Consider the following 15,888-nt stretch of genomic DNA (forward strand, 5'->3'; position numbering starts at 1 on the left):
CGCTGTTCGCGCCATTTTGCATATTTTCTACATTCTACAACAGGCCTCGGCGCGGCTTATGGCCGGCGGCGCTCCTGAAGAAAGAGAATAAGTTCCTCGCCTGCATGTTCGATATGGCGCTTGAGCAAGGCGCCCGCCTCCCTGGCCTCGCCACGCCTGCAGAGCCTGACCAGCTCCTCGTGCTCCGCCTTGGCGCGCTGCACGGCCGCGTCGTTGATCGACAGTTGTACCCGCGTGTAGCGATCGGTCTGCCGCAGCAGCGATTCGACAAGTTCCTGGGTACGGGGACGGTTCGCACGCGCCAGCAGGATCTCGTGCAATTCCGTGTTGAGTTCGCCCCACCGATGCCGATTACCGGCGGCGAGTTCGATCGCATACTGCTCCAGGATCTCGTCGAGGCGCTCGAAATCGGACTTGGTGAGACGCGGGACGGAATGCCGGAGCAGGTGGGATTCCAGCAGCGCGCGCAACGAGAACAATTCCTCGATGTCCTTGGTCGACAATTCGGCGACTATGGCGCCCTTGTGCGGAACGATCTTCACCAGCCCTTCGTTCTCAAGCTGGACAAGCGCCTCCCGAACCGGGATGCGGCTGATGCCGAATTCCTCGGCGAGGAGATCCTGCTTGAGCTGAAAGCCCTCCACAAGCTCGCCTTCTAGGATCCGTCGCCTGAGTTCTTCGGTTGCCGCCTCGGCGCGGGTTGCCGCGCCAAGGGCTGACGTAGTTCTTCCGTTCATGGTTATCTGGAGATGCGCCGGCTCAATCGGGCGCGCCGGATGCGTGCGCCTAGGCTAGGTAACATTCTACCCCGGGCACTCCCCCAGTCTCCGTTCGGCTCGTGCTGCACGCCGCCAACAACCTCGCCGTGATCCCGCGACCGGTCACGACCGCAATGTTGCGCGCTGATCGCAGCGTTTGACGCGATCTGATCCGTCAACCTCACGGAAAGCAAGACCTGGTGATGAACTTGCCGGGACTCTCGTTGCTCAACACGCAGACGGCGAAATTCTGCGCCGATACAGATCAAGAAATTCCCACAACACAATGTCGTAGCACTAAAGGACCCCTGCACGCTCTCCGTAATAATCAACTGACGCCCCGGGGAATTCTTGGTGCAGCGATATTGAACTTGAAGGAATCAAAATGCTGAAAATTTGGTCGTTCTGGAAGCGAGGTTGGTGGGCATGGTTGATGGTGCTTTGTTTGAATGTTTCGGGCGCCGCAATCATGCTGATACCTTCCTTGCTCTTCCGCGACAACAAGGCTGCGCTGATATTTGGCTGCCTCTTGGCATGGTTTGTCATTGGGGCGCCGGCGTGGGGCTGGATTTTCGAGATGTTCGCGACTAAGTCGATGCGGCTTACGGACAAAGATCTTTAAGTCGCTTACTGGTCTCGTTCGACGCGTTTCTGGCGCCTACTGAAATTTCCAGGCTGGAATTCATGACGACTGTCATTTGCCCGGTAACGGGCCAGGATATGTCGCAGCGATGGTCCGCGGTGGACCCATGCGTTGGGACGGGCCCTGCGGGGATGAGGTCGCCGATCAGTGACAATCACCCAATGTAGGCGACGGCCCGGATCGGCGGTCAGGCGATTCTCGCCTCTGGCTCCGGGTTGATCATTTCAGCGCCCACCTCACCACGAAGCTTGGCCGCCGCGTACGCCGCGCGCCACGCCATGTCGACGGTTTCGTAGGGCCACTGACCGACGACGGTAATTCCGCGCTGTGTGCACATCCATTTGAATCCCGTTCCGAGCTTGATGGTGTCAAACCCAAGCTTTTGGAGTTCCGCGCGGTCAATCTCGTGCGGGGTTTCAAGAACTCGCGCGCGGTCAGCGGCAAATTTGGCCAACTGGATAGTTTGGCCCGTGGATCTTAGGAACGACTCCGCCAGCGCGAGCTTCGTCGCAACGTCCCAGCCGTTGATAGTTGCCAGTTGGTACCAGGGATCTGCGGACATACGGAGAACGTCTGGTTGTCAGGACATCCGAAATGTTACTCGCGTCCCGGCACTTGAGACCGGCAAAGATCACACTTTTGCGAATTCCCGAGAGACGTTTCGTGTCGAACGCCACAATTTAGCGCCTATAACATCACGTTTATGGCTGCCAGCTTGGTATGGCCAACGCCCTTAGGTGGGAGATCTCACGGTGAGCGTGCTGCAAGCGAACTGCGAATAAGAAGTGCATTCGCATCGGCCCGATCATCCAAAAGACGGATGGGCAGTCATGGGGAGGTATGGCAAAAAATACATACAGGCCGCAGCATAAGACGGCAAACATTTTTAACGGGCCAATGCAGAGATTTATTCCGGGGACAGAGCATGACAACAGCGCGTGCGACAACGAAAGGCGAGGCCATTCATCTTCTCGAAGCTGCCGAGGTTGGACTCATTCAGCTCGACTATGAGACGGGTTGGCAAGACACCTCCGAGCTCAAGCGCCTGGGCGAAGAGGCGGGAATCCGCGTGGAGTATCGCGGACACGAAAGCATTGCCGTCAAATCCCCTGAGGCGCTCGCAGCAGGCTTGAGGCGCCCCAAACTGACGGTTCGGCAGCGGAATCTCTTCTGTCAATTCGACTTTAAAACGTTACCCGTGCAGGAACTTGAGGTCCTGGAAGAGAAGGCCGCCAGGCTCGGGGACTACATCCTTGCCGGACATCTCCTGCAGGAGCTCGATTCGACTTGGGCCTGAGCCGGCGTACAGGTTGGCCGACCTGAAGAATTGGTCAACCCGATCCCCTGATGCATCGCCTAGGCTGGAGGCGTCACTTTCCGGAGGAGCCGTCACGAGCGAAATCACCTTGCTCGGCATTGATCTCGGCAAACATGTTGATGACTTGCATGCCCGGGATCGCGACGGGTATGAACTCTCGTGCAGGAAGCAGTACGAGGGGTAGGAATGTTGGTGTGCAGGCCTGTCGCCGGCCCGATGCCCGCTGCGCGGGCGCTCGGGGCGGCCAGAAACGCCGCGAGGGCGATAACGACCACAAGCCGCTGGTGGCGTTGCGTCCAATAATCTTCCCGGACTAGCTGACGCCTTGTTTCCATTCCCCGCGTGATCGGATCAATCCGATCGAGCGCATAGCCGAGGCTTCGGCAACAGAATTGCGTTCTCGTCAATGTTCATTCGTGCCATCATGAATGCTTGCATGCTAAATGTCCGCTTCGATCGCAGCGGCTGCTGGGAACTACGCCCAGCGCCACGCGAACCGGGCGTTCGCGGAACGTCGTTTTCACTAAGCAAGGGAGCGTGAAAATGGTCAAATCTAGACGTTGGAGTTGGGCAGGCAAGATGCTGGCCGGATTTGCCGTGCCGCTGGTGATGGCCGGCGCTACCCTCGCTACCGAGCAATCGCAGCAGCGTCAACAAGGCCGGGACGCAAACCAGGCTGCCAAACAGGAGGCACGCTCTGGCAAGGTCGACTGCAGGGCTGAAAACCAGAAGAGCAATGCCGAGTGCAGGCAGGACAAGCGCGACACAAAGCAAGAGGGGCGCCAGGAAAAGCGGGAAACCAAGTATTGAAAAGATCCAAGTTTTTCGAAACGACCCTTTGATCGGGTCTTTGCGAAGGCTATCCGACGGCTCGCGGGATGGTTCGTCCTAACTGATGTGCAGACGTAGCGTGACGCTACAGGCGAGGCGGGCCACCTCCCCTCCACGTCAGCTAACCCTACACAAAGTACGCGGCTCATGGGACATATTGGCGTTGCAGCCATCTCCTGCGCAAATGCAGCCCTCCAAGCCGCGGCCAGTCAAACGGTGCCACTGCGCAAAAAAACCATCGCTGCCGTGCAGACGGCTGTCCCGGCCGCCAAGAAGGATCGAGGACGCCACAATGAGGATTTGCATCTAGCCTCTCTTCGACAGATCTGGCGCGTGACGTCGTCGCTCCTGCCTGCCCCGTCGCCAGCTCCGATCTCTGCAGCGACGCCTGCATCACGCGTATCGCGGCTATGGATTACATCGCGTCGTCCTGTGCCGAAAGCAGTCCCTTAGATGCCCATGCCACGCAGGCAGGTGTTTCAGGCGCATTGAGCGAGGCGGCGCTCGCGCCCTGTCCATGGGAATGGGTGTCACCTACACTCAGTCATGCAGTCTGGCTGTACGAACCCGTGTGCGAAGAAGATTGGGATATATCGGTAGCAATTCCGACGCCGACCGCAAAAGCAAATGCCAGCCCGCGTCATTCAACACTTGTTCGTACGCGGGCTCGACTCAACCGGGGCAGTGAAACCTGACTGGAGGCAAAGTATGAAGCCAGAGCCATTTGCGGTCGTCCCTGCCGAGTACGCTCGTGCTCTCAACGTCGTAGGCGAGAGAATAACGGTCTTGGCTTCAAGTGCCACCACGCAGAGTTACGAAGTCTTCCTGCAGCAAGGTCAGGAAGGCAGCGGACCACCACCGCACTGCCACGATTGGGACGAATCGTTTTACGTCACCAAGGGCGTTGTAGAAATCGGATACGGTGACACAGCGATGACCGCCGGCGCTGGAACGTTTGTCCATGTACCGGCCGGGACAATTCACTACTTTCGGTTTGGCATAGGCGGCGGCGAAATGATTTCCGTGACCAGCCATGGCGGAAACGCATCGCGCCTGTTTGCTCGGATCGACGAGGCTATCCCCCCAGGCCCCCCGGACCTGCAGACGTTGTTAGGGGTGGCGGAAGAATGCGGCGTGACGATTCACCACTGATGGCGCGCCCGATTGCCATACCCTAGCTGCGCCCACACGTACCACCAGCCCTCGCGTGTTCATGCTCCGGGAAGCCTCGCAGGGTGTCCAACTCGCGCAGATATTCGCTGCGTTCCCCTGTTCGGTCCACGCTTCATAAACCGCTTCCAGGCGAACCTCAGCGGAGGAAGCGCGACTGCAATCTGAGTCGGAGTAAGCGAGGAGCGGTAAGCCAGACCCACGACACCGACGTTGTGCGTAGCGTAACGCATGCTACGTACCAGCCTGACTGAGATGCTCAATCAGGATGATGATTCCGACGACAACCAGCACCACACCGCCCGCCGCTGCGGATGATCGGTCCCACTTGCCGCGGGTGCCAAGCTCCAGCGTCCAGCCGTGCCGGGCCGCCAGCGGCTCCACTACCGTGGACGACCGCGACGGCGCTGGCCCTGGATTTCGTCACCGCTTACCTCAAGACATCGCTTGCTCAACCATCCGTCGAGACCGCCGGCGGGCGCTCAGCCGCAGGCGTGCGTGGCATATGTGAGGCACACGATTGGAGAAGTCGGAAAAGAAGGCAACAGCCACTACGTGGGTTTGACGGCGGGCGAACGAAAGTCCGCAGCGATCCAACACAGTTGAGCAGACCCGTTGGGTCGCTACGAACCTCAGACGCTCAACTCGTAGCCAGTTGCCAACTTTCCGTGCTGACTTGCGGCCAGGCACGCACACAAGATCGCTGGCACGCACTATGCGAATACCCTAGCGAGCAAGGACACAGCAACCGCTAGACCAAAGCTCACGAAGACGAACTGAACAAAGGAGCTTCATCATGACTATCCACATCAACGAACTGAAGATCGAGCGCGTCCTGTCCATGAAGGACATGGGCAAAGTTTTCGGAGGCGCTGGCGCCCGGAAAACGGTCAACGAGGCCATCGCCGACACACTCAAATTGCTGAAGAGCATCTCCGACGGCAATACGTCGATCTCAGACAGCGGCAAGGCTGTTGTCGTCGAAACCGGGCCGCTCTGAGCCGCTGACGGTGGCGCCTGCAAGGATGACTAGGACCTTGAGCGCGCCCACCAGTCCGTTCGCACATGAACAACAACGAAGCGAGGCCAACAATGTCTTCGACCTTACTGATTCGAGATCTCTCGGCTTGCGAGGTCCTTCCCGATGCGCAGATGGGCTCCATTCATGGTGGGTCCATTGGTGAAGCCATCGTGGAAGGAGCCATAGCAGGAATGGCTAATGCCGTGAGGGGAGCAGGGTCTCCAAAGGGCAACTCTCCATACTCGCCCCCAGATCTGAAGTCGATGGTGACCCCAACGCCCCAGCCGACAAACAACGTCGACATCTGAAGGACGGCACGATGGGCGCCCTCCACGCCGGGGAACCTGTTGCTCGGATAGAGGTACCAGCCGTCCAATGAGAAAGAGCCGCGTCAGCGGCTCTCGTGCTTGCGCTCCCCGCGTCTCACCTCGGCGCCGCGACCACGGCGTACTGGACCGCAGTGCCAACGTAGTGCGGCTGATACCAGGTGGCGCCGCTTATCAGGATATTCGCCCATAAGCGGCAGGATGCTGCCTCTTACGGGAAAGCAGTAAGGGCGACTCGTGGAGCGCCACTCAAACGGCCACTCGACCACTACTGGGTCGGAGGTACCGCTTCCGAGAGACGTGATCTGGCGTGGCATTTGGATACTTACTTGCCGCCGAGATACCTCATTTCGGCGCGCGCGGCAGTATCAGCGATAACGCGACCCGTCGTTTGACATTCCGGGACTTGTGTTTGATCGCTTGGGACACCATGGGCAAACCCCGTGTTGTACCGCACACCCGCCCCACTAAACGGGGGTTCGACGCTTACTGGGTTACACGTAGAGGTAACCGCAGAGCCCATGACGCCTTGTCACCGTCGGGTTTTCCCGAATCCAACTACGCCAGCACAGCGCGGCGGGCCCGTGCCGGATTGCTCGCTCCCCCGATGGGATTGCCAGATGCGGGAACCGCGCGGTCCCGACCCCAAGCCCTGATGGACTCGATCTGCTCGGGGCTCGTTTTGGACAGCGGCACGACGTTCTGGAAACTACGGCGGAACAACTCGTTCGACACCGCCGCATCGCCGTTCAAATAAGCCTCCTTGACGACTTCGCGCACAGCCGATTCCAGATCCGAACCCGCAAAGCCTTCCGACAGGTCAACCAACTCGCTCATCAAATCGGTGTCCACGTCACGCTTCAGGCCTCGCTGGACGTAGATACTGATGATTTCGCGCCTTTCCTCCGGCGTGGGTAAATCCACGAAGAACAGTTCGTCGAATCGGCCGCGACGCAGCAACTCTGGAGGCAAACGGGACACGTCATTGGCGGTCGCCACCACAAATACGCGCGACCGTGCCTCCTGCAACCAGTACAGGAACTGGCCAACAAGCCGCGTAGAGGTCCCGCCGTCGCCTGCTCCCTGCATGGCACCCGCGAGGCCCTTCTCAATTTCGTCGATCCAGAGCACACATGGCGACACGTGGTCAGCCGTGCTCAACGCGTCCTTGAGCCGTCCTTCACTCTGGCCCAGGTACTGACCGTGAATGGTAGATAGATCCAGCCGGTACAGTGGCATCTTCCAATTGTGTGCAATGGCCTTTGCCGAAAGCGATTTCCCGCAGCCGGGAACGCCTACGAGCAGTACCCCTCGCGGGGGCCGGATGCCGCGCTCGCGAAGGTCCGCAGTCAATAGTGGACGCTCTTTGTCGAGCCATCGCTTCAGCCCACCCAGACCGCCCACGTCGAGCTCCGCGCCACGCACCTGGACCCGCTCGATACCGGAAATGTCGGCGAAGATCCGATCCTTGGCATGCGTCAATTGGGTCAGGTCGGACTTCACGATACTGCCATTGGCCAGTAGCGTGGCGATGATATTCTCGGCCTCGATCCGAGATACGCCGGTCAGGATAGCCGCGGCCTCCCGCTCGTCGGCCTCGTCCCATTCAATGTGATAGTCCGCACGATAGGCGCCGATCTGCTCCTGAATAATCTCGAGCATCTCGTCTTCGTTTGGCGCCGAAAGGACGAGCGACATACCGAGCCGTTGCAGTTGGCTCCAGACGGGCTTGGTGGTGATCACCGCAATGGCACCGCCATTTTCAGCCGCGAGCATCACGGCATCCTGCAATTGCCGCGCAAAGGCAGAATCCGCCTCAATGTCGTCGACTTCCGTCAGAACAAATGTCAGGTTCTGACGCTGTGCGATCTGCTGACTGGCGAAATCAAGCGCCCCATGCACGGAGCGGTCATCATTGGCCGACCGACTGCTCACGAGCTCCCGCATACCTTGTGAAAGCGTGTGCACATACATTGGCGCATTGCTCAGACCCTGGGAGATATCCTTGAGGATATCGAGCACGCGGGCCCGCTCGGCGCTACGAATGGAGATAAACGGGACACGGGCCTTCAGGTAGCGCGTCAGGGTGCTGCGGAATTCCTTGGTATCACTCATGGAGGGGCTGGCAAAGCAAAGCGTCAGGCGAGAATGGTTCTGCGTCGGCGGACGCCGGTAGAAACCAACGGGGAATTTTCCTGGCCAGCGACGGGGCTGGCCGAAGACGGCATGTTTGGCACCTGCTCGGCATAGCGCAGCAGGCTGTTGTTGCGGAGGATGTAACCTAGCTGACCACTCCGGTCCGTGCGCGCCGAGTCCTCCAGCGACTGCTGCGCCTGTTCCGCATAGTTGCGAACCAGCGTCTGCACCAATTCTGCCAACTCCTTCGGAAACGGAGCGCAAAGCGAGAACCGGTAAAGCACCGCGAGCTTGTTGCGCGCGTTGAGCAGCGCATTCGCCAGCAACCCGTGGTCCCCGGCAAATTTCAGGTCACGCGAGATGTCGTTGGCGATACGCGTCAAACGTTGGTTGACCACACCGCTCACCCGCTCCGCGAACAAGGGCGCCACGCCGCCAGTCCAGCTCAGCGAGCCGGCGTTCATCGCCTGCATCGCCGCTTCGTCCTGGTTTGCACCCTCGAACAGTTCGAGACAGGATGACCAGCTTGCGTAGGTATCCGGAGGCGTCATCGTTCCCTCTACCGAACGCGGCGCAAAAACGGCGTTGCGGGGAGAAGATCCCACTGTGGAAACGCGCCAGCCAGTACCTCGCTGGCCGGAATCGGCACGGGGTAGGCAACTTGCGCCGGGGGCGTTGCCCCGGCATCCACGTTGGGAACTTCGACGGAAGCGGCGTGCGTGGCGCTAGCGTCGGTCATCAAATTACGGGCCATGGGTGCGGGCTCCTATGCAGCTTGCGTCATCACGCGACGGGTATTTTCGTGTGTGCTCGACGTGTATTGTTCCGGGGAAATGCTGTCCAGCAGATGACCAACGTGGGCCGCGAAGGCATCGCGCGCCGCCACATCACGGCGCCACTCCACGACTTCCGCGAGTGCCGCCATGAGTGCCGCCGAGCACTGCTCCTTCTTCTTGGCAGCTTCCTCGATGATCTTCGCCTTCGCCTTGGCAATCTCTGATTTGGCCATGAAGAACCAGCCGATGGCCACAACGCCAACGAGCAGAGAGAACCAGCCAGCGCTGAGTGTCATCAGGATAGCAATCACACCCACGACCAGTGCGGCATAGTGCTTGAAGCCGAGCTTGAGTGCGGCCAGTGCACTGTCACGCTCGTTATCGAGATGCTGGCTGAGCGCGCTGAGCAAGGGGGCCTCGTTGTCGCCATTGCGGGTGATACCCTCCCAGCCTTCGATCGCAATCTGGATGTCTGTGGGCACCTGGTTGCGGAACGATGCGGTCAGGTCGTCATGCGCGTTTCGCACCCATGCGCGGGAAAGCGCGATGGCGTATCGCTGGGTCGCACGCGTGGCATGGCTAAGTTCCGGATTCATCGCCGCGTTCGTCAACAACTGCGTGAAGCTGACCGTCTCTTCGAGCGCTGCCGTCTCCAGCGCGTGCTTGCGCTCCGCCGCCGGCCGATCCCCGGAATGGTTAATGATGAGCTGGTTCAGATGGTCTTCGCGGCGCAGCGGAAGTTCTTCATCGTCGAATCGCGCCACCAGCTTGTCCAGAAGCCCATCCACTGCCGCTTCCACGCTGCGCGCCGTTTCCAGCGCGCCCTCGAAGATGCTCCGGAAATGCTCAAGGACGTCCTTGTGCAAGGCCGCTTCATTGAGCGACTGGTTCAGGCGCGGCCATGTCGGGCTGAAGCGCGAAAGATGCGAGTACTTGGCGGCATGATCCGTTTCCTTGAGCTTCACGCGCAAGCCCGTTTCCCATTGCGCGCGCTGCGTTTCAACGAAACCGACGGCCTCGCTCAATTCTTCGACCCATTGCTCGACCTGCCTGGTGCAATGCATCCGGATCTCGCCGCCGAACACCCCGCTTGCCAACGCGTCAACCAACACCACGGTCTGGCGATCTAGGCTTGCAGGGTTCTGCATGCCGAAATAACGCTCCAGCCATGCCCTGCATGCTTCGACACGACCGGCTCGGCGGCATACGAGTGCGAAGAGCAACGACGTCTTCTCGTCATCCCGCCTGAGTGCTTCGGCCAGGGCGCGACGCGCCAGGTCCTCCTGATCGTTGAGCCAGGCAGCCAGGGCCACCAACGCCGGCGCCAGCCAGTACCGAGGCGCCTGCAGCATCAACTCCTCGGTCGCGGATTTCATTGTCTCACCGCGTACCACGCTCAGGTCTGCCGCCTGCAGGATCCCTGTGGCCTGGCGACGCACGTCGGCGTAGTAGCCATAGGTCGTCTCCAGCGCCTGACGGACTTTCACCTGACGCGTTTCGGCGAGCGCCAACTCCTTCGCTTTCACGTCGGCTTCGACGAAGCGCATGAACGCCTCTTCCAAGCGGGCCAGTTCCGATCTCGTATCGCTTAACTCGTTGCCAACCGCGGAAACCTGTGTCGATACCGCCTCGATGTCACGATTGATGCTCTGCAGACCCCGAGTGATAAGCGTGAGATCAGCAACCTGAATAATTCTTTCGCCAGCACTCATGGTCAATCCCTGACAATGGATACGTCGCCGCTATCAGAGACGGCGATTACTTTATCGGTGTAGATCTCTACAAACGCGTACTTTCCGCTGGCAGCCAGCACCCTGCCACGACCGAGCAACGGTGGGAGCGATTCGAAACGCGTGTAGTGATGGACAATATTGCCGACCCGGTCGAGGGTATGGACCTCGTATGGCTCGCCCAGGAAACACTGGGAAACGATGCCAACCGGCAACTGGTCGATGGTGATATCTGGTAATTCATCACGGATGGCCGCCACAACGGCTTCCACTGCCTGGCGGTCATGCGTATGACCACCGGCATCAAGCGTGCGAATTGCCTCGATATACCCGGTTGACCGCCTCATACGCAGTCGCGCCTCAAGCTTCGCTCCGGATAACCCAACGCCGGGCGACGGGCGAGCCGATGCAAGCGTCGACACTGTTGGAGTCGGCGCCGCGCTCAATAACTTCCTTGCCATTCTCAGATAATCCGCTTCAGGGCCAACGGGTAAAAAGACTCGGGGAGCGGTAGCAACTCCCGCCCGCTACCGGGTTCGCATGATCACATGAATTTCGGCGTTTGCGTCACTTCTCATTACCCCACGAAGGTCGGGGCGGGCATACGCGCTGTCGCCACAGCGCCCGGCCGGTCCTACGACGGCGTTCCCGCGATATTCATTCGGATTACACTCTTCCCAGGGCGCGGTTGGTCGCGATCGAGCTCACTATGGTGTTTTCAAGGTGCGACAGCACCGTTTACATCGTTTTATTGCCCAGCTCCGTCTGGGCAACCAGAGAAAGCCAGGGTTCGCCCGAAGCCCTGGCGTAAACGCCGGCGGCCCGGACGGGCCGCCATTTCCTCAGGGCTACGGCGCGGCGATCGCGATGGCGGTATTGCCTTGACTCGAAGGGAAAGGGCTGCCGGGAAGCGCCGTCAGCCATCCAGTGCTGGCGTCGATGGCATAGCCGTTCAGCATGCCATCGAGCGTCGCTGCATAGAGAAAGCGTCCACTCGAATCGACGCGCATCTTCCCACCATTGCTTCCACTCGGCCACGTGACTGGCATCGGGCTAACGCTTGTAGTACCGGTTGACAGTTGGTAGCCGCCAATCAATCCGCTGTTTTTTCCTAGCACGTAAGCGAACTGCCCCGACGGGGTGGTGACGACATCGATGCCATCCAGCAATGCCCCAGGCAAAGGCGTCAAAAATGTGCCCGAAACCCGGCCATTGGCCGGATCAACATGCGCCACGCCGAGCGCATTGGCGGCATTCGTAAAGAGCAACATCCGTCCGTCAGGCGAGATCGCAAGCGCATTGGGGCCAGCGTAGGTCACCAGTTTCCCGATGGCAGTAAGAGAACCCATTGCGTCGTTGAAGCCGAACATACCGATGGTGCCATTACCCTTGTTGGCCGTGTACGCAAATTCGCCGCCCGGAGAAAACACGATGGCAGAATGATCCGCGCCGTCCCAGCCAGTACCGTACATAGGGTTCAAAGACGACGTGGTGCGGTCGATTTTGAAGTCGTACGCGTAGGTGTCAGTGCCCACGACGACATAGTTTCCATTCGGATGGACTGCAATGGACTTGGGTGCCACCCAACCCGCAAAATAAGCCGCACCAGGGACCCTGGATAGTGCGCCGGTGGTGGCATCGAGCCGGAAACCCACGATCGTGCGGCTATTTGCCGTCAGCGCGAATGCAACAAAGCCGTCAGGTTGGAACGCAAGTACGGCACGTCAGTGCTCCGCCGCTATTCCCCTGCTTTCTCTCTTCAAGCGGCCATCCGACGACCGGCTCTGCGGAGGGTGACCCACGACCCGTATGAACGCCCCGGCGCATACGCTCCGGATCAGAGAATCCAACCGAGTAGGCGACTTGCTCAATCGGCTCCATACCTCGTTCCACTCTTCGGCGCGTTAGCTCGACCCGCAACACCTCAACTGCTTTTGCAGGCGTTTTGCCGGTTATCGGCAGGAACGCGCGGGAGGCGGCAATGCATCTCTACACCGGGGATGCGAACTGGAAGGAAGTCGAACCACTGGCGCAATACTTGAACGCCCAGGCCAGCCTTCTAGCGCTGGATTCCGGCGCGTACTCGTTCGATGAGGCGCACAGCTACACCTGGTATCAGCTTCAGTCGGCGTTCGGCGAGAAATATCCGATTCCATCCGCCAGCATCGCTGTGACAGTGGAGCACCGAGGGCAACGCGATGTGTCCGACACGTATGCACGAAAGAGGCTGAGTAAAGCTGAGCGGCAATCGCACTCAGCGTACTGCGATCGACTCGTGTTGAGCCACCAGGATGGACCGTTGGCGCCGCGTGCGAGGCTACTCGCGCGCCGACGTTCTGCAAGAACGCAGCTCCTGGCTGCCCGCCCAAAAGACAGCGGGAAGCGAGGGCCGAACTGGCCATGGCGCTTGCAGCAAGGTGCGAGGTTGATTACCCTTGCCAAAAATCGCTCGCCTCGCCATCAATGTCACTAAATCCCCGCCAAATCGAAGCTTTTCGTAGTGTCATGGTGTCCGGCAGCATGACCGTTGCCGCCGAGCGGCTGAAAATCAGCCAGCCTGCGGTAAGCGCGCTCATCAGGGACCTTGAGAAGAGATTAGAGATTCGCCTCTTTCGTCGGGAAGGCAATCGCCTTATCCCCGGGGCGGAAGCCCTGCGCCTCTTCCGTGAAGTAGACCGGTTCTATCAGGGCATGGAGCAGATCGAGCGGGTGGCGCTGGACCTCAAATCCGCGCGCGTCGGCACCCTGCGAGTTGCGTCTATGCATACACTGGGGCTGAGTCTACTCAGCGAGGGAGTCAAGCAGTTCGCACTCTCCCGCCCCGAAGTCTCTATCTCATTGGACATTCGAAACTCCCTGGGCGTATTGGAGCTGGCCGCAGCACACCAAATCGATATTGGCTTCGTTCAGATGGCCGGAGACGAATACCCCGGCGTAGACGTCTTTCCGCTACCAAGCGTCGCGGCAGTCTGCGTGCTCCCTCGGGGCCATGCGTTGGCTCGCAAGAAGTCATTAAAAATATCGGATCTCCAAGACCAGCCGCTTATCTCGCTCAGCGCCAACAGTACGGTGAGGATGCGACTGGAGGCTGAACTTGCCGCCGCGGGAGTGACATGCAAGCGTTCGGTTGTCACCTCTCTCGGGCACGTGGCCTGCAGCCTTGTAGCAGGCGGGCTCGGTTTGACTGTAGTGGATCCGTTTACCGCGCGCAGAGCGTGTGATCCAGGTGTGGTTTGGCGCCCACTGTCCCCCCTCGTTCAGTTCCACTTCTCGATTGTCCTTCCTTCCCATCAACCGCGATCGAAGGTTGTTGAGGACTTCATAAAGGTGATCAAGTCTCTCTTCCTGGCCAGCGTGGCGCCGTAGGTTTCGATCCGACTCATTGCAAACGCGCTGCCGCCGGTGTGCAGCAGAAGATTTCCTTATGCGCGTCCAACCGCACCTGTAGTTGTGTCTTCCCCACCGTAAATTCATCATCCCGTCATGGAATTGGACTCGCAAGGCGACCGCACATGGTCTTCTGCGGAGATTCATTCCAGCCTTTCTCCCGGTGCGACTTGCTTCTACGCACCAGATGAGGGGTCGTCCGATTCGACTTTGCAGGGTCGAGTAGGGCCGCTACTGAGCAGGCCCGCTCCCCTCATTCAATACCATGACATCCTCGACTTCCCACGAAACGCTACTTGCCGAAGCGCGGCTAAGTTCGCCTCCGGCCTCACGCCTAACTAAGCACTACGCCCTGCCCGGGCTCGATCGCGAACGCAAACAGTTTCACGAGTTCGTCGCCGTGGATCTCGCACATACCACGATGCTTGTGGAAGAAGGCATTCTGTCGGCGGAAACCGGTCGTGCCATCCTCCAGCAGTTGCTGAAGATTCGAAATATCGAGCCATCGGACTTTCCTGTCGACGCACGCAAAGGAAGTTTCCTCCTGCAAATTGAGTCGTATCTTTTCTCGGCAATCGGGGAAGACGTCGGCGGCCAAATGCACACCGGCCGTAGTCGTATCGACCAGGGTTCCACCGTACGCCGGCTGTACAAGCGCAACCGGATTCTGGACGTAATGGACAGGTTGCTCGAATTCCAAGGCGCCATCGCGGATCAGGCGCGCCGTCACGCGGCCACAATCATGCCTGGCTACACCCATATGCAGCAGGCTCAACCTTGGGTTTTTGGGCACTATCTCCTCAGCTTCAGCTCCCGGCTACACGACAGCTTTGTGCGGCTAGCCCAAGCGTACGGTCGCGTCAACCGCAATCCACTTGGAACGGTGGGCCTTGCCGGCACATCGTGGCCGCTCAACCGAGCGCGCACGACGGAGTTGCTTGGATTCGATGGTCAAGTGGAAAATTCGAAACTCGGTCGCGAGGCGTTCGATGCGGCCGATGCCATTTGTGCGCTCTCTTTCATCATGGCTGATCTGAACGACCTGGCTACCGATCTTCACCTTTGGTCGAGCACGGAATTCGGGTTGGTGGAGTGCGATGACAGCTACTGTGGCACGAGCAGTATCTTCCCGCAGAAGAAGAACCCCGTTGCGTTGGAGACCATCAGGAAGGCAGCCGGGCCTGCAGTGAATTGGCTAAGCTCCGCACTGGCAACGTTCCGAGCAGAAGGGACAGGCGACCAGGCCATGCGTACCGTCTCTCATATCGACGACGCCCTCGCCACGACCGAGGGAATGCTCGATTTGTTCACGGGGGTCATTGAGACGCTCATCGTGCACAAAGACCACATGGCGGAATCACTCAAGGGAAGCTGGTGCACCGCAAGCAACTTGGCGGACGTCATCGTGCGCGACCGTGGCTTGTCATTCCGGCAGGTACACCACATTGTCGCCCGGGCAATCCGCAATTCCGTTGCTCAAGGATTGACGCCCGATCAACTTACCAGCGCTCGTCTCGACGAGGCAGCGGTCGAAACTACCGGTATCGCACTGAACTTGGGCGATGCTGCTGTCAGGGAAGCACTCGATCCGCTCCGCTTTGTGGAGACCCGAGTTACCGAGGGCAGTGTTGGACCACAACATGTCTCTCGGTTGCTGGAGCGTGCCGCAGAGGAGCGCGCTGCGGATCAACAATGGGCAAGTGAAGCGCGCAGCCGCTTGATTTGCGCACAGTTTGCTCTCAACGAAGCCGTTGCCAGACTGGTTGCCTAAAACCGGCTACCAAGGAGACAC

Annotated in this window: 14 protein-coding genes and 2 pseudogenes; 8 read left to right on the forward strand and 8 right to left on the reverse strand. The window is 59.5% G+C overall.

Annotated elements, in window-relative coordinates:
• Positions 1-56: 56 nt before the first annotated feature.
• Positions 57-737, reverse strand: a complete 681-nt coding sequence (locus ACOABP_RS28395; RefSeq protein WP_474231087.1) for a GntR family transcriptional regulator — start codon at positions 735-737, stop codon at positions 57-59.
• A 406-nt stretch (positions 738-1,143) separates the two neighbouring features.
• Between ACOABP_RS28395 and ACOABP_RS28400 the strand changes: the two genes are divergently transcribed.
• Complete coding sequence (locus ACOABP_RS28400) at positions 1,144-1,380, forward strand: hypothetical protein (RefSeq protein WP_474231089.1); 237 nt, start codon at positions 1,144-1,146, stop codon at positions 1,378-1,380.
• Positions 1,381-1,588: 208 nt separating this feature from the next.
• Here the strand turns inward: ACOABP_RS28400 and ACOABP_RS28405 are convergent, their stop codons facing one another.
• Entirely contained in the window at positions 1,589-1,963 is a 375-nt protein-coding gene (locus tag ACOABP_RS28405) for a hypothetical protein (RefSeq protein WP_474231091.1), read from the reverse strand.
• Between the two features lie 363 nt (positions 1,964-2,326).
• Between ACOABP_RS28405 and ACOABP_RS28410 the strand changes: the two genes are divergently transcribed.
• The 4 genes from ACOABP_RS28410 (at position 2,327) to ACOABP_RS28425 (ending at position 5,720) form a co-directional block, all read left to right on the forward strand.
• Positions 2,327-2,698 (forward strand): PHA-granule associated protein 4, encoded by a 372-nt coding sequence (locus tag ACOABP_RS28410; protein WP_474231092.1) that lies wholly within the window; start codon positions 2,327-2,329, stop codon positions 2,696-2,698.
• 564 nt (positions 2,699-3,262) lie between these two features.
• Entirely contained in the window at positions 3,263-3,529 is a 267-nt protein-coding gene (locus ACOABP_RS28415; protein WP_474231388.1) for a hypothetical protein, read from the forward strand.
• A 729-nt stretch (positions 3,530-4,258) separates the two neighbouring features.
• On the forward strand, positions 4,259-4,702 hold the full coding sequence (locus tag ACOABP_RS28420) for a cupin domain-containing protein (RefSeq protein ID WP_474231094.1): 444 nt from the start codon (positions 4,259-4,261) through the stop codon (positions 4,700-4,702).
• A gap of 814 nt (positions 4,703-5,516) precedes the next feature.
• Positions 5,517-5,720, forward strand: coding sequence for a hypothetical protein (locus ACOABP_RS28425; RefSeq protein WP_474231096.1), 204 nt, complete (start codon positions 5,517-5,519; stop codon positions 5,718-5,720).
• Positions 5,721-6,625: 905 nt separating this feature from the next.
• Here ACOABP_RS28425 and ACOABP_RS28430 read toward each other — a convergent pair.
• The 6 genes and pseudogenes from ACOABP_RS28430 to ACOABP_RS28455 all read right to left on the reverse strand — a co-directional run.
• Positions 6,626-8,182: an AAA family ATPase gene (locus tag ACOABP_RS28430; protein WP_474231098.1), complete on the reverse strand. Its 1,557-nt coding sequence runs from the start codon at positions 8,180-8,182 to the stop codon at positions 6,626-6,628.
• Positions 8,183-8,205: 23 nt separating this feature from the next.
• Positions 8,206-8,754, reverse strand: a complete 549-nt coding sequence (locus tag ACOABP_RS28435) for a hypothetical protein (RefSeq protein ID WP_474231100.1) — start codon at positions 8,752-8,754, stop codon at positions 8,206-8,208.
• Between the two features lie 215 nt (positions 8,755-8,969).
• Positions 8,970-10,691 carry a hypothetical protein gene (locus tag ACOABP_RS28440; RefSeq protein ID WP_474231101.1) on the reverse strand — a complete coding sequence of 574 codons (1,722 nt, stop codon included), beginning with the start codon at positions 10,689-10,691 and terminating at the stop codon, positions 8,970-8,972.
• A gap of 2 nt (positions 10,692-10,693) precedes the next feature.
• A complete protein-coding gene (locus tag ACOABP_RS28445; protein ID WP_474231103.1) occupies positions 10,694-11,131 on the reverse strand; it encodes a hypothetical protein in 438 nt (145 codons plus the stop codon).
• Positions 11,132-11,557: 426 nt separating this feature from the next.
• Positions 11,558-12,364 carry a lactonase family protein gene (locus tag ACOABP_RS28450; protein WP_474231105.1) on the reverse strand — a complete coding sequence of 269 codons (807 nt, stop codon included), beginning with the start codon at positions 12,362-12,364 and terminating at the stop codon, positions 11,558-11,560.
• 69 nt (positions 12,365-12,433) lie between these two features.
• Positions 12,434-12,680 (reverse strand): annotated as a pseudogene (locus ACOABP_RS28455) (helix-turn-helix domain-containing protein); the annotation flags it as partial.
• A gap of 1 nt (position 12,681) precedes the next feature.
• On the opposite strand from ACOABP_RS28455, the pseudogene ACOABP_RS28460 reads away from it, so the two are divergent.
• The 3 genes and pseudogenes from ACOABP_RS28460 to argH form a co-directional block, all read left to right on the forward strand.
• Positions 12,682-12,927: pseudogene (locus ACOABP_RS28460) on the forward strand (succinylglutamate desuccinylase); the annotation flags it as partial.
• Between the two features lie 245 nt (positions 12,928-13,172).
• On the forward strand, positions 13,173-14,075 hold the full coding sequence (locus ACOABP_RS28465) for a LysR substrate-binding domain-containing protein (protein ID WP_474231389.1): 903 nt from the start codon (positions 13,173-13,175) through the stop codon (positions 14,073-14,075).
• Between the two features lie 286 nt (positions 14,076-14,361).
• Positions 14,362-15,867 carry an argininosuccinate lyase gene (argH, locus tag ACOABP_RS28470; RefSeq protein WP_474231107.1) on the forward strand — a complete coding sequence of 502 codons (1,506 nt, stop codon included), beginning with the start codon at positions 14,362-14,364 and terminating at the stop codon, positions 15,865-15,867.
• The last annotated feature ends 21 nt before the right edge of the window (positions 15,868-15,888 follow it).

The organism is Cupriavidus sp. HE11 (assembly GCF_056097175.1).

Coding starts and splice junctions, on each gene's coding strand:
- ACOABP_RS28400 (WP_474231089.1), top strand. CDS start 1,144: ATGCTGAAAATTTGGTCGTTCTGGAAGCGAGGTTGGTGGGCATGGTTG.
- ACOABP_RS28425 (WP_474231096.1), top strand. CDS start 5,517: ATGACTATCCACATCAACGAACTGAAGATCGAGCGCGTCCTGTCCATG.
- ACOABP_RS28465 (WP_474231389.1), top strand. CDS start 13,173: ATGTCACTAAATCCCCGCCAAATCGAAGCTTTTCGTAGTGTCATGGTG.
- ACOABP_RS28430 (WP_474231098.1), bottom strand. CDS start 8,182: ATGAGTGATACCAAGGAATTCCGCAGCACCCTGACGCGCTACCTGAAG.
- ACOABP_RS28420 (WP_474231094.1), top strand. CDS start 4,259: ATGAAGCCAGAGCCATTTGCGGTCGTCCCTGCCGAGTACGCTCGTGCT.
- ACOABP_RS28405 (WP_474231091.1), bottom strand. CDS start 1,963: ATGTCCGCAGATCCCTGGTACCAACTGGCAACTATCAACGGCTGGGAC.
- ACOABP_RS28435 (WP_474231100.1), bottom strand. CDS start 8,754: ATGACGCCTCCGGATACCTACGCAAGCTGGTCATCCTGTCTCGAACTG.
- ACOABP_RS28410 (WP_474231092.1), top strand. CDS start 2,327: ATGACAACAGCGCGTGCGACAACGAAAGGCGAGGCCATTCATCTTCTC.
- ACOABP_RS28440 (WP_474231101.1), bottom strand. CDS start 10,691: ATGAGTGCTGGCGAAAGAATTATTCAGGTTGCTGATCTCACGCTTATC.
- ACOABP_RS28415 (WP_474231388.1), top strand. CDS start 3,263: ATGGTCAAATCTAGACGTTGGAGTTGGGCAGGCAAGATGCTGGCCGGA.
- argH (WP_474231107.1), top strand. CDS start 14,362: ATGACATCCTCGACTTCCCACGAAACGCTACTTGCCGAAGCGCGGCTA.
- ACOABP_RS28395 (WP_474231087.1), bottom strand. CDS start 737: ATGAACGGAAGAACTACGTCAGCCCTTGGCGCGGCAACCCGCGCCGAG.